This is a genomic window from Variovorax sp. GW823-FHT04B03 (assembly GCF_058796495.1).
In genome coordinates this window covers 1,161,993-1,181,425 of the sequence record NZ_JBXAIT010000001.1, presented here as the reverse complement: position 1 = coordinate 1,181,425, position 19,433 = coordinate 1,161,993, and the positions used below count along the sequence as shown (strand labels likewise).

Annotated in this window: 18 protein-coding genes; 6 read left to right on the top strand and 12 right to left on the bottom strand. The window is 69.5% G+C overall.

The genetic code is table 11. The features are described from left to right. Positions 1-4: 4 nt before the first annotated feature. A complete protein-coding gene (locus AC1RAD_RS05305; RefSeq protein WP_492734126.1) occupies positions 5-3,052 on the bottom strand; it encodes a type VI secretion system Vgr family protein in 3,048 nt (1,015 codons plus the stop codon). Between the two features lie 123 nt (positions 3,053-3,175). Continuing rightward, positions 3,176-4,054: a LysR family transcriptional regulator gene (locus tag AC1RAD_RS05300; RefSeq protein WP_159275065.1), complete on the bottom strand. Its 879-nt coding sequence runs from the start codon at positions 4,052-4,054 to the stop codon at positions 3,176-3,178. Positions 4,055-4,161: 107 nt separating this feature from the next. On the opposite strand from AC1RAD_RS05300, the gene AC1RAD_RS05295 reads away from it, so the two are divergent. The 5 genes from AC1RAD_RS05295 (at position 4,162) to AC1RAD_RS05275 (ending at position 7,258) form a co-directional block, all read left to right on the top strand. After that, positions 4,162-4,788 carry a DUF6306 domain-containing protein gene (locus tag AC1RAD_RS05295; RefSeq protein WP_235944304.1) on the top strand — a complete coding sequence of 209 codons (627 nt, stop codon included), beginning with the start codon at positions 4,162-4,164 and terminating at the stop codon, positions 4,786-4,788. Further along, positions 4,785-5,483 (top strand): CBS domain-containing protein, encoded by a 699-nt coding sequence (locus AC1RAD_RS05290; protein WP_492734125.1) that lies wholly within the window; start codon positions 4,785-4,787, stop codon positions 5,481-5,483. Before AC1RAD_RS05295 ends, AC1RAD_RS05290 begins: the two co-directional genes overlap by 4 nt. Positions 5,484-5,551: 68 nt before the next feature. Next, positions 5,552-6,247 (top strand): RNA polymerase sigma factor, encoded by a 696-nt coding sequence (locus AC1RAD_RS05285; protein ID WP_159275025.1) that lies wholly within the window; start codon positions 5,552-5,554, stop codon positions 6,245-6,247. A gap of 37 nt (positions 6,248-6,284) precedes the next feature. Beyond that, positions 6,285-6,854 (top strand): ferritin-like domain-containing protein, encoded by a 570-nt coding sequence (locus AC1RAD_RS05280; protein ID WP_159275026.1) that lies wholly within the window; start codon positions 6,285-6,287, stop codon positions 6,852-6,854. After that, complete coding sequence (locus tag AC1RAD_RS05275; protein WP_174254450.1) at positions 6,851-7,258, top strand: c-type cytochrome; 408 nt, start codon at positions 6,851-6,853, stop codon at positions 7,256-7,258. Before AC1RAD_RS05280 ends, AC1RAD_RS05275 begins: the two co-directional genes overlap by 4 nt. Here the strand turns inward: AC1RAD_RS05275 and AC1RAD_RS05270 are convergent. Together AC1RAD_RS05270 and AC1RAD_RS05265 are read right to left on the bottom strand one after the other, a co-directional pair. Beyond that, entirely contained in the window at positions 7,245-8,558 is a 1,314-nt protein-coding gene (locus AC1RAD_RS05270) for an aminotransferase class V-fold PLP-dependent enzyme (RefSeq protein ID WP_159275027.1), read from the bottom strand. The genes AC1RAD_RS05275 and AC1RAD_RS05270 overlap by 14 nt on opposite strands. Before the next feature lie 4 nt (positions 8,559-8,562). Beyond that, a complete protein-coding gene (locus tag AC1RAD_RS05265) occupies positions 8,563-9,465 on the bottom strand; it encodes an amino acid ABC transporter substrate-binding protein (RefSeq protein ID WP_159275028.1) in 903 nt (300 codons plus the stop codon). A 133-nt stretch (positions 9,466-9,598) separates the two neighbouring features. Here AC1RAD_RS05265 and AC1RAD_RS05260 point away from each other — a divergent pair, with 133 nt between their 5' ends. Then, positions 9,599-10,525, top strand: a complete 927-nt coding sequence (locus tag AC1RAD_RS05260; RefSeq protein WP_062481847.1) for a LysR family transcriptional regulator — start codon at positions 9,599-9,601, stop codon at positions 10,523-10,525. Between the two features lie 178 nt (positions 10,526-10,703). Here AC1RAD_RS05260 and AC1RAD_RS05255 read toward each other — a convergent pair whose 3' ends face one another. From AC1RAD_RS05255 to AC1RAD_RS05220, 8 genes are read right to left on the bottom strand one after another with little or no spacing between them, the layout of a single operon-like run. After that, a complete protein-coding gene (locus tag AC1RAD_RS05255) occupies positions 10,704-12,173 on the bottom strand; it encodes an N-acyl-D-amino-acid deacylase family protein (RefSeq protein ID WP_492734124.1) in 1,470 nt (489 codons plus the stop codon). Next, positions 12,170-13,087 carry a MurR/RpiR family transcriptional regulator gene (locus tag AC1RAD_RS05250; protein WP_487847887.1) on the bottom strand — a complete coding sequence of 306 codons (918 nt, stop codon included), beginning with the start codon at positions 13,085-13,087 and terminating at the stop codon, positions 12,170-12,172. The genes AC1RAD_RS05255 and AC1RAD_RS05250 overlap by 4 nt, the downstream gene beginning before the upstream one ends. 10 nt (positions 13,088-13,097) lie before the next feature. Beyond that, a complete protein-coding gene (locus AC1RAD_RS05245; RefSeq protein ID WP_492734123.1) occupies positions 13,098-14,405 on the bottom strand; it encodes an amino acid deaminase in 1,308 nt (435 codons plus the stop codon). Beyond that, on the bottom strand, positions 14,402-15,397 hold the full coding sequence (locus AC1RAD_RS05240; RefSeq protein WP_492734553.1) for an ABC transporter ATP-binding protein: 996 nt from the start codon (positions 15,395-15,397) through the stop codon (positions 14,402-14,404). The genes AC1RAD_RS05245 and AC1RAD_RS05240 overlap by 4 nt, the downstream gene beginning before the upstream one ends. Further along, complete coding sequence (locus tag AC1RAD_RS05235) at positions 15,397-16,428, bottom strand: ABC transporter ATP-binding protein (protein WP_492734122.1); 1,032 nt, start codon at positions 16,426-16,428, stop codon at positions 15,397-15,399. The genes AC1RAD_RS05240 and AC1RAD_RS05235 overlap by 1 nt, the downstream gene beginning before the upstream one ends. After that, entirely contained in the window at positions 16,428-17,267 is an 840-nt protein-coding gene (locus AC1RAD_RS05230) for an ABC transporter permease (RefSeq protein WP_492734121.1), read from the bottom strand. The genes AC1RAD_RS05235 and AC1RAD_RS05230 overlap by 1 nt, the downstream gene beginning before the upstream one ends. Positions 17,268-17,270: 3 nt before the next feature. Beyond that, positions 17,271-18,227 (bottom strand): ABC transporter permease, encoded by a 957-nt coding sequence (locus AC1RAD_RS05225; RefSeq protein ID WP_447741489.1) that lies wholly within the window; start codon positions 18,225-18,227, stop codon positions 17,271-17,273. Continuing rightward, positions 18,224-19,420, bottom strand: a complete 1,197-nt coding sequence (locus AC1RAD_RS05220) for a lactonase family protein (protein ID WP_492734120.1) — start codon at positions 19,418-19,420, stop codon at positions 18,224-18,226. Before AC1RAD_RS05220 ends, AC1RAD_RS05225 begins: the two co-directional genes overlap by 4 nt. Between the last annotated feature and the right edge of the window lie 13 nt (positions 19,421-19,433).

Below are 19,433 nucleotides of genomic sequence, written 5' to 3'. Positions count from 1 at the left end.
TGCGTTACTCCACCTGGGTGAAGGCTGGCGCCGACTTGAGCGACTTCAGGAGGCAAGCCACGCAGATGCTCTTGGGAAATGCCGGCAGCGGGTAGCTCTTCTGCACCGGCCCGGCCAACTTCCGCTGCACCGAGTGATAAGTGATCTTCCCCGGACACTCGAAAGTGATGTCCCCATCCTGCAGCGTGATCGACGCGCCCTGCGCCGTCGCGATGCGGATCTTCTTCTTGGCCGCGAACTCCACCGTCTGGTCGGTGCTGGCGATCTTCAGGGCCTCCTTGGCCTGCACGCGCAGTTCGTCGTGCTGCGCCTGGAAGTCCAGGTCGTCGTTGCCCGCGATGACCGACAGGCCCGTGTCCGCATCGGCCTTCTGCGCCCCGGCCAGCACGCCGATGGCCTGGCCGCTGTGCACGCGCAGCACATCGGCCAGCGCCAGGTTGATGTCGCCGCCGCTGGCCAGCGTGGCGGTCTCGCCGCTGACGACCTGCAGCTGCTGGCCCGCCACCATCGCCAGCCCGCCGCGCGCGGCCAGTGCGATCACGGCATCGCTCGTGTGCGGCACCTTGCCTTCGCCGGTGGCGATGGCCTTGTCTGCCGCATCTGCGTAGGCAGTGTCGAGCGCATCGGCCGCCACCATGCCGCTGGCGGTGCGCTCCATCGCGGCATAGGGGGCGCGCTCCTTGTCGAGCTGGGATTCGTTGGCCTTGCCGGCCCCGATGTGCCCTGCCAACTGCACAGTCTCGTGGGTCCTGGCCGCATCGCTCAGGGCCTGGCCCAGCTGCTGCACCTGCTTGAGCAGCGCCATGCCGGCGGCGAAGTCGCCCACGGGCTCGAGCTTGTGGCCGCCTGCGCCGTGGTACGTGCTCAGCAAGACGCCCTTGCCGCCGCGCAGGGCGGCATAGCCGTCGGTGCGCAGCTCCAGGCCCTGGCCTCGGAAGCTGCCGCGGAAGTTGTCGGCCTGGTGGATCAGGTGGCCCAGGTTCAGCTGGCTGTGGGCGGTGCTGGCGTGCAGCTGCACGCGCAGCTGCTGGTTCGAATCGTCGAACACCAATTGACTGAAGCCCTCGCCGCCGAACTCCTTGGTCTTGAAGCCGCTCAGGGCCGCGGCGTTGCGGTGGCCCTTGTCGTCGGCGCTGGCGCCGTGCCAGGGCGGGGCGTGGCCCGCTGCGAGGTTGGCCTGGGCGCTGGGCGAGGCGTTGCTCGCCTGGGCGAAGACGTCGTTGTTATCGGTGCTGCCCTGTTCGCTGTCGCGTGACGCGCCGCCGGGCGTGGGGGCGAGGCCGCCGTCGCCGCGCCCGTTGTACAGCGCGCCGACGATGACGGGCTGGTCCACATCGAGGTCGACGAACTTGACCAGCACTTCCTGCCCGATGCGCGGCAGCCACTGCCAGCCCATGCCGGGGCCCGCCTGGCGCTGGGCCACGCGGATCCAGCGGGTGCTGCGGTTGTCCTGGGCGTTGTCTCCATTGCTGCTGCTGTTGCCGTTGTCGCTCGATCCGTTCTGCCAGTGGAAGCGCACGCGCACGTCGCCACGGTCGTTGCAGTACAGCTCGTCGGCGCCATTGGGCGAGGTCTCGCCCGAAGGCCCGACCACGATGGCGCTGTGCACGCCGCTGGCCGTGGGCCTGGCGTGCAGGCGGGCGCCATCGGCCGCGGCCAGTGCGGGGCGCCAGGGGCGTGGGGCGTGCACGCCGGAGAAGCTGTTGGCGTAGCCCTGGGCCTGGGCGGTTGCGAGGCTCTGGGGCTGCGGGTAGATGTGGTTGTCGTTGCTCGTTGCCACTGCTGCAGACACCAGCCCGAACACGTCGGCTTCGGCCGTCACAGGGGCGCAGGGCTGGTCGAACACGAGGTGTTCCGTCAATGCACCCAGCTGCGCCGCAATCGATGCCACCGTGTCCTTGGGCAGATTGTTGATGCCCACATGCTCGATGGTGTCCAGCAGCAGCGCGGGCCTGGCCTGCAAGCCCAGCGCGGGCGCGTCGTCGATCTCGAGGCGCGTGCCCGGGCGCAAGGTGCGCACGGTGCTGTGGCCCAGCATCAGGTCGGCGCGGCATTCGGCCGCTTCCATCATCAATGCCGCGTAGCGCTCGACGGTGCGGTTGGTGTCCCAGCCGCGGCTGCGGTCGTTCAGGCCGAGCACGTCGTCGTATTCCAGGCGCGGGGCGTTCTTGCCACCGACCGGAAAGCGCGCCGGGGCGCTGCCTGTGAGCTGGCGCTTGCCGTCGACGTTCCAGGCGCTCAGGTGCACCTGGGCCACCGACTGGCGCATGCGCCGCACCAGCGCCTGCACGGCATCGCTGCGTTCCTGCGAGCTCTTGCGGTGAAAGCGAACGGGCGAGCCTGCATCGGCGGGCTGGGTGTCGTTCGACGAGAAGATCACGAGCTTGTGGCCGGTCGGGGCCTGGGCGTCTTCCTCGATGCGCCAGGCCAGGCCTTCTTCGGCCAGCAGGCGCGAGAAGAAGTCGTAGTCGCTCTCGCGGTACTGGGTGCAGTAGGTGCGAACGGGGGCGTCGGCCAGGAAGCCGTTCACTTCGGAGGAGAAGGCCCAGCTGCCGGCCTCGGCATACGGCGCGAGCACGCGTTCGATGATGTCTGCCACGCTGCGCTGCTGGAAGACCTGGCTGCGCCCTTGCTGGGTGGCCAGCCAGAGCCAGGGCACGAGCGTGAGGCGGTAGCGGGCCAGGCCGCCGTCGGCGCCGAGTGACTCGACGGCGCGGATCAGGCCGGTGCGTCGTGCGAGCGAACCATTGGCCAGCACGGTGACCAACGTCAGCGGCTGGTCGATCAGCGATGACAGCGCCAGGTCCGCACGCAGGCTCAGGCACACGATGCGCAGCTCGAACAGCTGCGAGACCGCCTCGCGCTGCACCCAGCCTTCCACGCGCAAAGCATCGATGCTCTCGCGTGCGGCACTGTTGGAGGACGACGAAGCACTCGGCGCTTCGAGGCGATACAGCCGCGCCGTCTGGCTCAGCTCGGCCCACAGGGCGCTGCGGTCAGCGGATGGTGACGACGAACGCATGCGCACAGGCACGCTGCCGTGGTTGGACATGAAACTCCCCGAACTTATTTTTCTTCCCCGCGTTGCGCGGGGTGGCATGCGTCCGATTGTCGGAGTCCCGGTGGCCCGAGCGTAAGTACCTGAAAGTAGCACCCGGCGATGCAGGACGGCGCCTCAAGCCGGCGAATGCACGCCGCCGCCCTGGCACCCCTCTTCCGCCGCCGCGACCAGCCGCAGCCCGGCGCGCACGCGCGCCAGCGTCTCGTTCTCGCGCTGCGGCGCATACACGGCGTGCGCCGAATGCGAGAACTCCGGCGCGCCCTCCACCAGCCGCAGCCGGCCGTCGGCCAGGAAGGGCCGCGCGACGCCGATGCGGAAGTAACCCGCGCCGCCCACCGCAAGCAGGTAGGTGAGCGCCAGCGGCCCGAGCGAGATCGACACCGGCGCATGGGCCAGTTCCGGAAACGCCGCCTCGTGGTTGGCCGCGAAGGCCGGGCCCCAGTCGACCGACACGTAGCGCGTGCGGTCGAGCCGGCCTTCGGGGTCGGTGGTGACCATCACCAGCCGCTCCTCGGCCAGCAGCTCGGCCACGAGGCCGGGGCGCTGCGGCGGGTTGTAGAGCACGGCCAGGTCGAGCGCGCCGCCCTGCACGGCGTCGAGCAGGCGCTGCGCGCTGTCGACCTCGGCGCGCAGCGCGATCTCGGGGCAGACGCGGTGCATCCAGATCAGCCAGTCGGCCAGCAGCGGATGCCACAGGCTGGGCTCGCTGCCCACGCTCACGCCCTCCTCGATCCCCGGCGGCAGCGCCACATGCTGGCGTGCGCGCTCCCACACCTGCACCAGCGTGGTCGCGTGGGCCACGAAGCGCTCGCCCGACGCGGTGAGCCGCGCGCCGGCCTTGTTGCGCACGAACAGGCGCCGCCCGAGCTGGTCTTCGAGCAGGCGGATGCGCGCGCTGACGGCGGTCTGCGTCAGGTGCAGCCGCTCGGCCGCGGCCACGAAGCTGCCGGTGGCCGCGACTTCGAGAAAGGTGCGGGCGAGGCCGATGTCCATCGGATTCATATTAGTTTTTTTGCACTCATTTGCAATGAACATTCATTGGCTTGGAGAGAAGCATCGGTTCACCATGGGCAGGCACACGTTTCCAGGAGCCCCGCCCCATGCGTCCCCTGCCGCCCATGCCCCACGCCTGCCCGCCCGACGATGCCGCCGCGCCCTTCGCCGACACGCCCGCCGCGCTGCGCGCGCAGGGGCTGCGTTTTCCCGAGCGGGTGGAGGTGTCCTCGCCGGTCTGCTACGCCGACGAGCTCGACGCGGCCTACCACGAAGCCGGCGACCGCGACGCACTGCTTGCCGCGCTGAACGAACTGCTCGAAGCCGAGCGCGCCGGCGCGCGCATCACGCTGCGCAGCGCCGCCGAGACCGACGACCCCGCGCTGCAGCGCCTGGTGACCGACATCCACCGCGACGAGGTGCGCTGGTGCGGCGTGCTGATCGACGCGATCCAGTCGCTGGCCGCTACGCCCAGCACACGCACCGGCGCCTTCTACGAGCGCGCGATGGCGGTGCCGGAACTGGGCGCGCGCCTGGCGCTGCTCAACCGCGGCCAGGGCTGGGTGGTGCGCAAGCTGCAGGCGCTGCTGCCGCGCATCGTCGACGCGCACATCCACAGCGAGCTGACGGCCATGCTGGTGTCGCACCAGCAGAACATCGCGCGCGTCGATGCGCAGCAGGCACCCCAGGCACCACAGGCCCCGCGCGGGCCGCAGGAAGGAGCTTCATCATGAATGCACAGGACGTCATGACCTCGCCGGTCTTCACCGTCGCGCCGGACACGCCGGTGCGCGACATCAGCGCGCTGCTGCTGGCGCGCCACATCAGCGGCGTGCCGGTGCTCGACCAGGGCGAGGTGGTCGGCATCGTGAGCAAGTCCGACCTGCTGCACCGCTACGAAGCCGAGCCCGGCGGCGCGCCACTGCATCCGTGGTGGCAGCGCTGGGTGCAGCGCACCGCACCGCCGCGCGACTACGTGCGCGCGCACGCCCTGCGCGCGGCCGACCTCATGACGCGCGAGCCGGTGTCGATCGCCGAAGACCTCTCGCTGGCCCGCGTCGCGCAGCTGCTGACCGCCTACCGCATCCAGCGCCTGCCGGTGGTGCGCGGGCGCCGGCTGGTGGGCATCGTGACGAGCGGCGACCTGGTCAAGGCACTGCTGCGGCAGGCCGAGGCCGACACCGCGAGCGCCGATGCGTGCGACGACGCGCAGATCCTGGCGCGTCTCGTGGCCGAACTGGAGCGGCAGACCTGGTGGAGCCGCGCGTGGTCGCATGTGTCGGTGGACAACGGCATCGTGATGTACCACGGCATGGTCGGCAACGAGGCCGAGCGCGACGCGGCGCGCGTGGCGGCCGAGGGCATCGCGGGCGTGCGCGGCGTGGTCGACGAGCGGCTGTGCACGATCGAATGGCAGACGATGGTCTGAAAGGCAAAAAAGAAAGTTGCAACACGGCGCGGGGGTGCGCCATCCAATGGGCAGAAGGAACTCACCGCATGCCGCCCACCGCCCTGCCCCTGACTGCCGATGCCGACGCGAACGCGTCCGACGCCGAACTGGCCGCACGCGCCGCGCAGGGCGACACACAGGCCTTCGCGCGCATCATGCGGCGCCACAACCAGCTGCTGTTTCGCACCGCGCGCAGCATCCTGCACAGCGACGCCGACACCGAAGACGCGCTGCAGGACGCCTACCTGCGGGCCTGGCGCGCCATCGGCGGCTTCCGTGACGAAGCGAAGCTCTCGACCTGGCTGGTGCGCATCGTCATCAACGAGGCGCTGGGCCGCCTGCGCCGCCGCGGTGCGCAGGTGATTCCGCTCGACGGCGGCGCGACTGCAGGGGACGACGACGATGCCCCCGACACGCAGCTCGCCGACGACCCCGACCGCCAACCGGAGCGCCTCGCCATGCGGGAAGACCTTCGCCGACTCATGGAGCGCCGCATCGACCGGCTGCCCGACGCCTACCGCACCGTGTTCGTGCTGCGCGCGGTGCAGGAACTCAGCGTCGGCGAAACCGCCGAGGCGCTGCAGCTGCCCGAGGCCACGGTGCGGCTGCGCTTCTTCCGCGCCCGCAGCCTGCTGCGCGAAAGCCTGTCGCGCGACATCGACCTGGCGACGGGCGATGCCTTCGCGTTCGACGGCGCGCGCTGCGACCGCATCGTGGCGCGCGTGCTGGCGGCGCTGCCTTGATTCTTCCCACAACCACCACCCCCGAGGAGACCCCACCATGTCCTTTTTCCTGATGCCCACCCCGGCCGCCGCGCGGCGCGCCTTTCTCGGCCACTCCGGCCTGATGCTGTCGGGCGCCGCCGTGGCGCTGCTGGCGGGGCGCGACGCGCTCGCCGCGAAGAGCGGTGGCGCCACCGGCAACGACGTGCAGATCCTCAACACCGCGCTCGGCGCCGAGTTCGAAGCCATCGCGGCCTACCAGCTCGGCGCGGAAAGCAAACTGCTCGAGAAGCCCGTGCTCGACCTCGCCGTGACCTTCCAGGGCCACCACAAGGAACATGCGGACGTGCTGGCCAAGACCATCGCGAAGCTCGGCGGCAAGGCCGTCGCGGCCAAGGCGCGCTACGACTTCCCGGTGGAACAGCTCAAGTCACAGGCCGACGTGCTGCGCTTCGCCGCGAAGCTTGAACAAGGCGCCGTGAGCGCCTACCTGGGCGCGGTGCCGCTGTTCGGCAACCGCGAGCTGTCGAAGGCCGCGGCCAGCATCCTCGGCGACGAGGCGATGCACTGGGCCGTGCTGCGCCAGGCGCTCGGCGAGGCGCCGGTGCCTTCGGCGTTCGTGTCGTGAGCCGTGCGGGGCGCGGGCTCGCTGCGAGCCTGCTGGCCGCATGGGCCTGTGCGGCTGCCGCAACGCCCGATGCGGTGCGCGGCGAGCAGGTCTACGCGCGCTGCCAGGCCTGCCATGCGCTGGCCACCGACCGGGTCGGACCGCGCCACTGCGGCCTGTTCGGCCGGCTCGCCGGCAGCGTGCCGGGTTTCGCGTATTCGGAGGCGATGAAGAAGTCGCGCATCGTGTGGAACGACAAGACGCTCGACCGCTTCCTCAGCGCCCCGCTCGCGATGGTGCCGGGCAGCAGCATGACCTACGACGGCGTACCCGACCCGCGGGAGCGCGCCGACCTGCTCGCCTACCTGCGGCAGGCGAACGACACGCCGGCCTGCGCGGCGCTGGCGCGGCCTACGCCGCGCTGATTGCGGGCGTGAAAGCGCCCGCGATCTCGCGCGTCACGCACAGGAAGGCTTCCATCTCGCCCATCGTGTGGCAGTGCAGCGGCGACACCCGCACGGTGCCTTCGAGCCCGAAGGATTCGAGCATCCGCTTCGAGTAGATGCTGCTGGCCACGCGCTCGTACACCGTCACACCGCGCTGGCCGTACTCCACCACGGCCTGCGTGCAGTCGAGCCCGTCGAAGCCGATGCCCAGGATCAGGTCGCGCTGCGTCAAGTCTTCGTGGTCGAGGAACACCTGCACGCCGTCGAGCGCGCGCAGGCCCGGCGTCTGCGCGGTGCCGTCGAGCAGCGTCGCCAGCAGCGCGCGTTCGTGCAGCTCGATGCGCTCGATGCCCGCCACGAAGCGGGCGCGGCGGTCGGTCGCGTCGGTGAAGTGGCCGCCGAGCCAGCCCACGTAGTCGACGATCTCGGTGAGCACCGCGAACTGCCACGGCGCCGAGCTGCCCAGCTCCCAATGACCGGGCTTCTTGCCAGCCAGCTTGTGGTGCGGCAATGCAGCCGCGCGCTCCGACATCCACGAGAAGCCCGAGCCGCGGCAGCCGAAGAACTTGTAGGGCGCGAGGTTGATGCCGTCCACCGGCGTCTGCTGCAGGTCGATGACGCCGTGCGGCGCGTGCTGCACGGCATCGACGAGGATGTACAGGTCGGGCTTGATCTCGCGCGCGCGCCGCACGATGGCTGCCATGTCGAGCTTGGCGCCCGAGATGTTCGACGCATGGATCACGTTGAGCACACAGGTGTTCTCGTCGACCAGCCCCACGATGGCGTCCACATCGACGCCGCCGGTGACGGGGTTGCTCTTCGCCACCCGCAGTTCGCGCCCGAGGCGTTCGGCATACAGGCGCATGGCGTCGAAGGCCGAGGGGTGCTCGAGCGCGGTCGTGACCATGTTCGTGCCCGGCACGTTCTCGGCCACCGCGCGCACCATGTCGAACATGGCGCCCGAAGCGGTGAGCGAGGGGTACACGCTGCCGCCCGTGGCGTTGAGGATCGTGCGCAGGTCGTCGGCGCCGCGCGCCTGCATCGCCTGCAGCTCGACGGCGGTGGCGTGGATGCGCTCGGCGTTGTCGGGAATGGCGTCGACCTGCGCGAAGCGCTCGACCGCGGCCTTGAGCCGGAACGAGCCGCCGGCGTTGTCGAAGTACAGGCGCTCGCGGCCGTGGTGGTCGCGTTCGATGCCCAGGAAGCGCTCGCGCACCTGGCGCATCAGCGCATCGGAAAGGAGCTCGCCTCGGGGCAGGTCCGCACGTGTGGCTGCCATGGTGTCAGACGCCCTTGTTGTTGGGGTTCTTGTAGATCTCGCGCACCGCGTCCGTCATCGGGAAGTTGAGGTTCGCGTTGCGCGGCGGGATCGGCGAGAGGAACCACTTGGTGTACAGCTGCTCGATGGCACCCGACTTCATGAGGCCGTTGACGGTCTCGTCGACCAGCGCCTTGAACTCGGGGTCGTCCTTGCGCAGCATGATGCCGTAGGGCTCCTGGCGCAGCGACTCCTTGAGGATCTTGTAGTCGCCCGGGTTGGTGGCGCTGGCGATCATGCCGGCCAGCTGCACGTCGTCGAGCACGTAGGCATCGGCGCGGCCGGTGGACAGCAGCAGGAAACCGTCGGAGGTGTCCTTGCCCGCGATCTCGTTCACCTCGATGGTGCCGCTCTTGCGCGCGCCGCGCAGCAGCTGGATCGAGGTGCTGCCCGAGACGGTGGCCACGTTCTTGCCGTTGAGGTCGGGCAGCGCGTTGATGCCCGAGCTCTTCTTCACGGCGGCCGTGATGTTGGTGACGAAGTGGCTCGGTGCGAAGTCGACCTGCGCCTGGCGCTGCGTGGTGTTGGTGGTGGTCGCGCAGTCGAGGTCCACGGTGCCGTTCTGCAGCAGCGGGATGCGGTTGGTCGAGTTGAGCATGGTGTAGCGCACCTCGATCTTCGGCAGGCCCAGCTTGGCCTTCACCGCGTCGACGATCTTCAGGCAGATGTCGTTGGTGAAGCCGATGGGCGCGCTGTCGGCGCTGAGCTTGTACGAGAACGGGATCTGGCTGTCGCGCGCGCCGATCTGGATCGTGCCGCTGTCCTTGATCTTGCGCAGCGTGCCGGCGTCCTGCGCGCTGGCGGCGCCGCAGGCGAAGACGAGGGCGAGTGCCCATGCGACAGGTGCGAGAGGCAGTTTGAAGTCCATGGTGTGTTCCTTGGGTTGCAATGACGGTGGCCTGGCGCGCATCTTCTGCGTCCCGACGAATTTCTAAAAGCGATTTTTTGTGATCGAATCGCATGAAGAAAAGCGTTCTTTCTTTCAGGAGCCGCCCGCCGTGATGACCTTCAAGCAACTCGAAGCCCTGTACTGGATCGCCCGGCTGGGCGGCTTCGCGCAGGCGGCCAACCAGCTGCACACCTCGCAGTCGGCCATTTCCAAGCGCGTGCACGAGCTGGAGCAGCTGTTCGACACCGAACTCTTCGACCGCAGCCAGCGCACGGCGCGCCTCACCGAGAAGGGCGAAGAGATGTTCGTGCTCGCCAGGAAGCTGCTCGACCAGCGCGACGCCGCCGTCGAGCAGTTCGGCAAGCCCGGCGTGGTGGAGCGGCGCATCCGCCTGGGCGTGACCGAGCTCACCGCCATGACGTGGCTGCCGCGCCTGGTCGGCCTGATCCAGCAGCACTACCCCAAGGTGATCCTCGAACCCGACGTGGACGACAGCCTGCAGCTGCGCGACAAGCTCCTGGCCGACGAGCTCGACGTGGTCATCGTGCCCCATACCTTCGCCGACTCGCGCATGCAGAGCAAGGTCATCGGCCGGGTGAAGAGCGCGTGGATGTGCAAGCCCGGCGTGATTCCCTCGACCGCGGCCACCGGCACCGTGCGCCTGCACGACCTGGCGCGCCACCGCATGCTGGTGCAGGGCAACAACTCGGGCACCGGCCGCGCCTACGACGCATGGATGAAGGACCAGGGCGTGCAGCCCGCCAACGCGATCGTGGTGAGCAACCTCGTGGCGCTCACGGGCCTCACCGTGTCGGGCCTGGGCGTGAGCTACCTGCCGCGCGAATGCCTCGCGCCGCTGGTCGACGCCGGCATGCTCGAGGTGCTCGACGTGACGCCCGCGCTGCCCGTGGTGCGCTACGTCGCCATGCACAAGGGCGAGCACCGCAGCGCGCTCACCTCGTCGATCGTGATGCTGGCGCAGGCGTGCTGCGACTTCACGCGGATGTTCCAGGCGCAGCCGGAAGAAGAAGCCTCGTAGGGTTCGCGCGCTGCGCCCCGTCTGTTTGAAGGCGTTGGTTGATCGGCCAACCCAGCGACGGCGCCCGGCGGGCCCAGGACACTGGGTGCTTCCCGCAGCGAAATCAAGGAGGAGGCCGCAGGCCGGGGGACATTCGCGGAGGGAAGTACCCGGTGGCCTGGGCCCGCGCCCTGAACGCTCACCCCCCGCGCGTCAACATCCGTCCTGCGCGCGCCAGCACTTTCGCCTCGCCCTCGCCACCGCGGTAGGCCAGCACGCCATTCACGAACACGCGCTCGACGCCGAGGCTCACGCCATGCGGCTTGTCGTAGGTGGCGGTGTCGGTGATGGTCTCGGGGTCGAACACCACCACGTCGGCCATGGTGCCGACGCGCAACAGGCCGCGATCGGCGATGCGCAGGTTGCGCGCCGTCATGCCCGTCATCTTGTGCACCGCCTGCTCCAGCGTGAAGAGCTTGCGCTGACGCCAGTAGCGCGCGAACACGCGCGGGAACGCGCCCCACAGGCGCGGGTGCGGATGGCGGTCGTGTGGCAGGCCGTCGCTGCCGATCATGGTGAGCGGGTGCGCAATGACGCGCTCCACGTCTTCTTCCTGCATCTGGAAATAGCAGGCGCCGCCGGGCTTCAGCCGCAGGCAGGCTTCCTGCTCGGTGGTGCCCCACTCGCGCGCGATGTCCGAGATCAGGCGGCCGGTCATCTCGGGGTGCGGGTCGGACCAGGTCAGCAGCACGTCGATCACGCCGTCGACCAGGTCTTCGCGCAGCACGGTGGAGCCGGCCACATAGGGGTAGACATCCATCGCGATCTCCTGGCGCTGCGACAGCGCCTCGATCAGTGGCAGCGTCTCCTTCGTGCGGCCCCAGTTCGCGGGACCGGCGCACTTGTGGTGCGAGATGACCAGCGGCACGCCCGCGCTGAAGGCCGAGTCGCCGGCCTCGTGCAGCGCTTCGATGATCTGCTGCATCTCGCTGCGCAGGTGCGTGGCGTACACGCCGCCATGGCGCGCCACGACGCGCGCGAGCGCGGTGACCTCTTCGGCCGGCGCGGCAAAGGCTTCTTCGTAGAACAGGCCCGACGACATGCCATGCGCGCCCGAGGCCATGCAGTCGTCGAGCAGCGTTTCCATGCGCGCCAGCTCGTCGCCGTCGGCGGGCCGGTCGAGCGCCTGCATCGCGGCGAAGCGCAGCGTGGTGTGGCCCACCAGCGCCGCCACGTTGAGTGCAGGCTGCACCGCATCGACCGCGGCGCGGTACTCGGCCATGGTCGCGTGCTTGAACGAGTCGGCGCCCAGCAGCGTGAGCGGCGGCTTCGACTGCGGCGTGCGGTAGGGCGCCAGCGAGATGCCGCAGTTGCCCGTGACCACGGTCGTGATGCCCTGCGACACCTTGGGCAGGCACAGCGGGTCGCGCAGCACGATGGCGTCGTCATGCGTGTGGGCGTCGATGAAGCCGGGCGCGATCACCTTGCCGCGGCAGTCGACCACGTCGACGTCGGCGATGTTCAACCCTGCAGGCAGGCGCGCGCGCAGACCGTCGCCCAGCGCCAGGATGCGGTCGCCCTGCAACAGCACGTCGCCGGGCCACGAAGGGCCGCCCGAGCCGTCGACCACGAGGCCGGCTTCGAGCAGCACGGCTTGGGTGTCGCTCATGGTTCGCTGTCTCCCTTTTTCGTGTTGATGCCGCCGCCATCCCAGCTTTGCAGCGGGTGCGTGGTGGCGTCGATGCCGTGGCGCTGGAAAGCCTCGCGCGCGCGCTGCAGGCGCTGCACGGCGGGCTCGCCGCGGCGCTGCGCCACCAGCACGGTGAGGATCTCGATGACCGTGAGGTGCGTGAGGTAGGCATCGATGCCCACATGCATCACCGCGTCGTCGGGCACCGACAGGCCGATGAGGAAGTCGGCCTTGGCCGCGAGCGCCGTGCCCGGCCGCGTGAGCGCGACCACCTGGGCGCCCTGTCCGCGTGCGATGTCGACCGCGTCGAGCAGCGAGGGCATGCCGCCTACGTGCGAGATGGCGATGACCACGCCGCCCGGGCGCTGCGCCGCGCCGGCCACCTGCTGCAGGTGATAGTCGGCCCAGGCGTTGGCCGAGAGGCCGAGGCGGAACAGCCGCGCCTGCAGGTCGTTGGCCATGAACCACGAGGTGGCGCCGGCGCCGTACAGGTCGACGTGCGGCGCCGCCGCGATGGCGCGCACCGCGCCGTCGAGCACCTGCATGTCGAGCTGGCCGCGCACGCCCGAGACCGAGGCCGCGGCGCTGCGTGCGATCTTGCCGACCACTTCGTCGGCGGCGTCTTCGATGTTGACGCGGCGGTGCAGCGGCGAGCCGCCGAGCGCCAGCTCCTGCGCGAGCGCGAGCTTGAACTCGCGCAGCCCGGCAAAGCCGAGGTCGCGGCAGGTGCGCATGATGGTGGGCACCGAGCTGCGCGAGCGCTCGGCCAGCTGCTCGAAGCTCTCTTCGAGCGCGCGGTCGGGGTCTTCGAGGATCAGGTCGAGAATCGCGCGCCGCGTGGCCGGCGCATCGCCACGCACCTCGGCGATTCTCTGGAGCAAGGAGGGCGTCATCGGTGCGTTTTCAGAAGTGCATGGCGACAGCGTCGCTCACGCGGTAGTCGTTCTCGACCACGGGCATCCAGTGCCATTTGTCGAAGGTGGTGCAGGGGTGCGAGATGCCCAGACCCACGCGGTCGCCGACCTTCGGTGCATCGGCCTCTTCGCTCTCGTCCCAGCGCAGGTAGGCATGCTGGTCGTTCAGTGCGGTGATCTTCCAGCCGGCGGGCACGCCCTGGGGCTGCAACGCGCCGCGCGCTGCGCGTGCGATCGGCACGGGCATCGACAGGTCGAAGGAGATGTCGCGCTTGCCGACCGACAGGATCGCCAGGCCCGGCTCGGGCCGCGACTGCACGTTGGCCCAGACTTCCATCGCCGGTGTCAGGCCCTCACCGCACTCGCACCCCATGCGCTCATCCACCACGTTCACCATGCGCTTGTAGAAGCCATGGTCGTGCGTGACGTAGCAACCCGAGCGCAGCAGGCCGCGCACGGGCGAGCCCAGCGCAGGCTTGAGCCGCCCCGCCACGAGGTCGAAGATCGCCGAGCCGCCGGCCGAGACCAGCACCTCGTCGGTCTCGAACAGCTGCTGCGTGTCGCAGTGACGCGCCACGGCTTCGATCCGATCCATCAGTGCCTTGGCGAAGGCGGTGTCCTGTTCGGTGGACCCGGTGGCATTCAGGCCTTCGTAGCTCTCGATGCCCACCAGCTTCGCGGCGCTGCTGGCACGCACTGCACTGGCCACGGCGACCGCTTCCGCATGCGTGCGGCAGCCCGTGCGTCCGCCGTCGATGCCGATCTCGAGCATCACCTCGAAGGGCACGCTGGCGGGGTTGCGCTTCGACCAGTCTTCGATCAGCGCCAGCTGCGCGATCGAATCGACCAGGAACACCACACGCAGGTCCGCATGGTCGGCCAGCAGCAGCTGGATGCCCGCGAGGTCTTCGTCACTCACGACCTGGTTGGCGATCAGCGTGCGGCGCGCGCCGGCGGCCACGCCCACGGCCAGCTGCGTGACGGTGGCAAAGGTCAGGCCCCAGGCGCCGGCATCGAGCTGGCGCTGGAACAGCTGCGGCGACATGGTGGTCTTGCCGTGCGGTGCGAGGTCGACGCCCCATTCGCGCACGCGTGCCTGCATCCACGCCAGGTTGTGCTCGAGCGCCTCGCGCTTGAGCACGGCCAGCGGCAGCGGCAAGTCGCCGGCCAGCACGTTCCAGCCGGCGGCGCCGACTTCACTGCGCAGGCGCGGCGGCTGGGTGCGCGGGTAGCCCTTGAAGCGGTCGCTCAGCAGCGGGTCGATGAAGTCTTGGGTGGCAGAAACGGTGTCGGTCATGGTCGTGCAACGGCGGTGTTGGAGAGCAGTTCTTTACGGATGCAGGCGCTGTAGTGTCCGGGAGAAAGTTCGTCGAGGCTGGGCACCGTCTGCGCGCAAGCTTCGATGGCATGCGGGCAGCGCGTGCGGAACACGCAGCCCGAGGGCGGCGAGATCGGGCTGGGAATGTCGCCCTTCAGTGCGATGCGCTCGGTGGCCATCTCGGGATCAGGCTTCGGGCTCGCGGCCAGCAGCGCCTGGGTGTAGGGGTGCGAGGGGTTCGCGAACAGCTCCTCGGTGGTGGCCACTTCCATCACCTTGCCCAAGTACAGCACCACCACGCGGTCGCACAAATACTCGACCACGTCGAGGTCGTGCGAGATGAAGAGCATGGTCAGCCCGAGCCGCTCGCGCAGGTCCGCCAGCAGGTTGATCACCTGCGATTGAATCGACACGTCGAGGGCAGACAGCGGTTCGTCGGCCACGATGAACTCGGGCTCCACGGCCAGCGCGCGCGCCACGCCGATGCGCTGGCGCTGGCCGCCCGAGAACTCGTGCGGGAAGCGGCTGGCGTGCTCGGGGCGCAGGCCCACGGTCTCCAGCAGCTCGGCGATGCGCTTGTCGCGCGCGGCCGCGCCCTTGTGCAGGCCGTGCGTGGACAGTGCTTCGCCCAGGATGGCGCTGATGCGCATCTTCGGGTTCAGGCTGGCGTACGGGTCCTGGAAGATGATCTGCAGCTTGCTGCGCAGCTTGCGCATGCGCTCGCCCGAAAGGCCGCCGATGTCGTCGCCGCGGTACAGCACCTGGCCCTCGGTGCGCTCGACCAGGCGCAGCACGGTGCGCCCGATGGTGCTCTTGCCCGAGCCCGATTCGCCGACCAGGCCCAGTGTCTCGCCGGGGTGGATCGCGAAGGACACGTCGTCCACCGCGCGCACCGGGCGCTCGCTGCTGCCGAAGTATTTCTTGAGGCCGCGGACTTCGATGAGGGGCGAGGAAGAAACAGCGGTGGTCATCATGCAGCCCTCGCGAGCGGTTGGTCGGGCTGCACGCGCACGCAGCGCGCCTGGCGGTCCTGACGGATGTCGATGAGCGGCGGCATGGCGCTGCGGCATTCGGGCAGTGCCTGGTCGCAGCGCGGCTCGAAGGCGCAACCGGGCGGCGGCGCCAACGGGCTGGACACCTGCCCGCGGATCGCAAACAAGCGCTTGGGCTTGGGCTGGCCGGGCTGGCGCGCCTTGCCCGGCAGGCAGGCCAGCAAGCCCTGCGTGTACGGGTGCTCGGGCTGCGCGAACAGCGGGCGCACGGGCGCGCGCTCGACCACACGGCCCGAGTACATGACGACCACATCGTCGGCATGGTGCGCCACCACGCCCAGGTTGTGCGTGATGAACAGGATGCTCATGCCGGTCTCGGCCTGCAGCCGGCGCATGAGCTCCAGGATCTGCGCCTGGATGGTCACGTCCAGCGCGGTGGTGGGCTCGTCGGCGATCAAGAGCGTCGGGTCGCAGGCCATGGCCAGCGCGATCATCACGCGCTGGCGCATGCCGCCCGACAGCTGGTGCGGGTACTCGTGGATGCGTTGGGCCGCAGCCGGGATCTCCACCAGCTCCAGCATGCGCAGCGCATGGGCCAAGGCCGCCTTGCGGTCGAGCCCCTTGTGCAGGCGCACGCTCTCGGCAATCTGCTCGCCGATGGTGAAGACCGGGTTCAGGCTGGTCATCGGCTCCTGGAAGATCATCGACAGCTGGTTGCCGCGCAGCGAGCGCATCTCGCGCTCGCCGATCTGCAGCAGGTCCAGCGTCTTGCCTTCACGGGTGACGAAGGAAGCCGATCCGCTGACCTGCGCGTTGGCGGTCTTGGGCAAGAGGCGCATCAGCGTGAGGCTGGTGACCGACTTGCCCGAGCCGGATTCGCCCACCAGCGCGGTGGTCTTGCCGGGCTGGATCGAGAAACTCACATCGGCCACCGAACGGATCAATCCGTCTTCGGTGGGGAAGCTGGTGCTCAGGTTGGTGACCGTGAGGCGTGGGGAGGTGTTCGTCATCACGAGGTCTTCTTGAGCTTCGGGTCGAGCAGGTCGCGCACGCCGTCACCGAGCAATTGCAGCGACAGCGCCGTGAAGATGATCGCCAGGCCCGGGAACAGCACGACCCAGAAGGCCTGGTGCGCGTACTGCTGGCTGCCCGCGACCATGGTGCCCCAGGTGGGGATCTCGGGCGGCACGCCCACGCCGAGGAACGACAGGCCCGCCTCGGCCAGGATCGCGTAGGCGAAGATGAACGACACCTGCACGAGGATCGGCGACATCAGGTTTGGCAGGATGTGGCGCCACAGGATGCGCGAGGTGCGCACGCCCAAAGCGCGCACGGCTTCGACGAACAGCAGCTCGCGCACCACCAGCGTCGAGGCCCGCACCACCCGCGCCACGCGCGGTGTGTAGACCAGCACCAGCGCGAGCACGGTGTTCATCAGCGACGGCCCGAGGATGGCCACCAGCGCGATGGCCAGCAGGATGTCGGGGAAGGACATCATGGCGTCGACCACGCGCATCAAGGGTGCATCAAGGCGGCGGAAGAAGCCTGCCATCAAACCCAGCACCGTGCCGGCGATCACCGCGCCCAGCGCCGTGAGCGCGGCGATGGAGAGCGAGTAACGGGCACCGTGCACGATGCGCGCATACATGTCGCGCCCGAGTTCGTCGGTTCCGAGCAGGTGTTCGGCGCTGGGCGCCTTCAGGCGCTGCAGCACCGCTGTGTCGTTGGGGTCGGCCGAAGCAAACAGCGGTGCACCGACAGCGAGCACGGCAATCACCAGCAGCACCAGGGCGGAGACCATCACGATGCGGCGGTGCATCAGCTGGCGGAGCATTCGAGGCATGCGCATCGTTCAGACCTTCACGCGCGGATCGACCACCGCGTACAGCAGGTCGATCGAAAAATTGATGAGCACGTAGATCGCGGCGATCACGAGCAGTGCACCTTGAATGACCGGGTAGTCGCGCCGCAGCACGGCGTTGACCACCAAATTGCCCACGCCGGGCAGGCCGAACACGGTCTCGGTGATGACGGCGCCGCCGATCATCAGCGCGACGGTGAGGCCGATCACGGTGACGATGGGAACCAGCGCGTTGCGCAGCGCGTGCTTCAAGACGACGGTGCTCTCGCTCAGGCCCTTGGAGCGCGCGGTGCGCACGTAGTCCTCGCCGAGCACGTCGAGCATCGAGGCCCGCGTGAAGCGGATGATGAGTGCGGAGTTCAAGAGGCCCAGCACGGTGGCGGGCAGAACCAGTGCGTGCAGCCGCTCGGCAAACGGCGCATCGGGCGCGCCGTAGCCCGAGACCGGGAACCACCCGAAGGACACCGCGAAGATCTGGATCAGCACGATGCCCAGCCAGAAGCTGGGGATGCTGGCGCCCAGCATCGCGATGCCGGTGAAGAACTGGTCGACCACGCGGCCTCGGAACACCGCAGAGACGATGCCGCAGGGCACGCCGATGAGCGCGGCGATGGCCACGGCCAGCAGGGCCAGCAAGGTGGTGGGCTCGGCGCGCTCCCACAGTGCCTGCGTGACCGGGCGCTGCAGGAAGATCGAGGTGCCCAGGTTGCCCTGCAGCACTTCGCGCAGCCAGTAGCCGAACTGCACGGGCAGGGGTTTATCGAGGCCGTAGTCCTTCTGCACGCGGGCGATGTCGGCGGCGGTGGCCTGGTCGCCCAGCAGCACCGAGATGGGGTCGCCCGAAGCGGCGCGCGTGAGCACAAAGACCAGCACGGCCACCAGGGCCAGCACGATGAGCATGCCGCCCGCGCGCGAGGCGATGTAGCGAAGCGATGCGCTCTTGATCATGACAAGAACTCGATGGCGGCGGCGCTGCCCACGGCCACGTACTGGCCGGTGAACTGCACGTCGCCGTTCTTCTTCACGCGGAAGATGGTCACGTTGTCGCCCTGCTTGTTGTGGCACACGTAGAGAAAGCGCCCGCTCGGCTCGAGCGTGCAGCTGCGCGGGTAGTTGCCGCGCGTCCACTCCTCGCGCACGAGCGTGGGCGCGCCGGTGCGGGCATCGACCTTGAAGATGGAGATCGAATCGTGCAGCCGGTTGAGCGACACGAAGTGCGTGCCGCCCGGCAGCATGCGGATGCCCGAGGCGTAGCTGGTGCCCTTGAAGCCGGCGGGCAGCGCCGAGGTCTCGCTCACCAGCGTGAGCACGCCGGTGGCGCCGTCGTAGCGCAGGAAGGCGATGGTCGAGGCCTCTTCATTGACGAGGTAGACCCACTTGCCGTTCGGATGGAAGGCGAAGTGGCGCGCGCCCGAGCTCTCGGACACGGCCACCGTGCTCGGCTGGCTCAGCACGCCAGTGGCGCGGTCGAAGCGGTACGAGATGACGCGGTCGAGCCCCAGGTCGGCCACGAGCATGAAGTTGCCGGCCGGGTCGGCCTGCACCATGTGGGCGTGCGGGCCGTCGTGGTCGCTGGTGGCAAAGCCTTCGTGCGAGCGCGCGGCCAGCGGCACCACGTCGGCGCCGGGCTTGCAGGGCGTGGCGGCGCCGCAGGCAGCGACGTCCTTGTAGACGACGGCGGCGCGGTCGGTATCGAAGGTTCCGTCGGTGCGCAGCGCGATCACGCTGACGTCGCCGCTGGCGTAGTTGGCGGTGAACACGAAGCGCCCGTCGGGATGCACGCTCAGGTGCGCCGGGTCCTTGCCGCCGCAGGGCATCTCGGCCACGAACGACAGCGCGCCGTTCGCGCCGATGCGGAAGGCCGAGACGGAGCCGGCCTCGAACTCGTTGGCCGCGTAGAGCATCGGCAGCGTCGGGTGGCGTGCCAGCGAGGCGGGGTTGCGCAGCTTCGCATCGCTGCCCGCGCTCGCCACGGCGGGCGGTGCACCGGGGATGGGCTTGAGCGCGCCGGTCGCGCCGTCCACCACGAACTGGTGCACGCCCAGGCCGCGCCCGCCGCGCCACGGCTTGCCGCCGTCGCTGTAGGTGCCGACGTAGGCGTACACGGGGCCCGGAGTGGTGGCTTGAGCGGGAGTGGCCATGGATGGTTTGAGT

Coding starts and splice junctions, on each gene's coding strand:
- AC1RAD_RS05220 (WP_492734120.1), bottom strand. CDS start 19,420: ATGGCCACTCCCGCTCAAGCCACCACTCCGGGCCCCGTGTACGCCTAC.
- AC1RAD_RS05250 (WP_487847887.1), bottom strand. CDS start 13,087: ATGACGCCCTCCTTGCTCCAGAGAATCGCCGAGGTGCGTGGCGATGCG.
- AC1RAD_RS05285 (WP_159275025.1), top strand. CDS start 5,552: ATGCCGCCCACCGCCCTGCCCCTGACTGCCGATGCCGACGCGAACGCG.
- AC1RAD_RS05255 (WP_492734124.1), bottom strand. CDS start 12,173: ATGAGCGACACCCAAGCCGTGCTGCTCGAAGCCGGCCTCGTGGTCGAC.
- AC1RAD_RS05235 (WP_492734122.1), bottom strand. CDS start 16,428: ATGACGAACACCTCCCCACGCCTCACGGTCACCAACCTGAGCACCAGC.
- AC1RAD_RS05240 (WP_492734553.1), bottom strand. CDS start 15,397: ATGACCACCGCTGTTTCTTCCTCGCCCCTCATCGAAGTCCGCGGCCTC.
- AC1RAD_RS05260 (WP_062481847.1), top strand. CDS start 9,599: ATGACCTTCAAGCAACTCGAAGCCCTGTACTGGATCGCCCGGCTGGGC.
- AC1RAD_RS05230 (WP_492734121.1), bottom strand. CDS start 17,267: ATGCGCATGCCTCGAATGCTCCGCCAGCTGATGCACCGCCGCATCGTG.
- AC1RAD_RS05270 (WP_159275027.1), bottom strand. CDS start 8,558: ATGGCAGCCACACGTGCGGACCTGCCCCGAGGCGAGCTCCTTTCCGAT.
- AC1RAD_RS05280 (WP_159275026.1), top strand. CDS start 6,285: ATGTCCTTTTTCCTGATGCCCACCCCGGCCGCCGCGCGGCGCGCCTTT.
- AC1RAD_RS05225 (WP_447741489.1), bottom strand. CDS start 18,227: ATGATCAAGAGCGCATCGCTTCGCTACATCGCCTCGCGCGCGGGCGGC.
- AC1RAD_RS05265 (WP_159275028.1), bottom strand. CDS start 9,465: ATGGACTTCAAACTGCCTCTCGCACCTGTCGCATGGGCACTCGCCCTC.
- AC1RAD_RS05305 (WP_492734126.1), bottom strand. CDS start 3,052: ATGTCCAACCACGGCAGCGTGCCTGTGCGCATGCGTTCGTCGTCACCA.
- AC1RAD_RS05290 (WP_492734125.1), top strand. CDS start 4,785: ATGAATGCACAGGACGTCATGACCTCGCCGGTCTTCACCGTCGCGCCG.
- AC1RAD_RS05295 (WP_235944304.1), top strand. CDS start 4,162: ATGCGTCCCCTGCCGCCCATGCCCCACGCCTGCCCGCCCGACGATGCC.
- AC1RAD_RS05245 (WP_492734123.1), bottom strand. CDS start 14,405: ATGACCGACACCGTTTCTGCCACCCAAGACTTCATCGACCCGCTGCTG.
- AC1RAD_RS05300 (WP_159275065.1), bottom strand. CDS start 4,054: ATGGACATCGGCCTCGCCCGCACCTTTCTCGAAGTCGCGGCCACCGGC.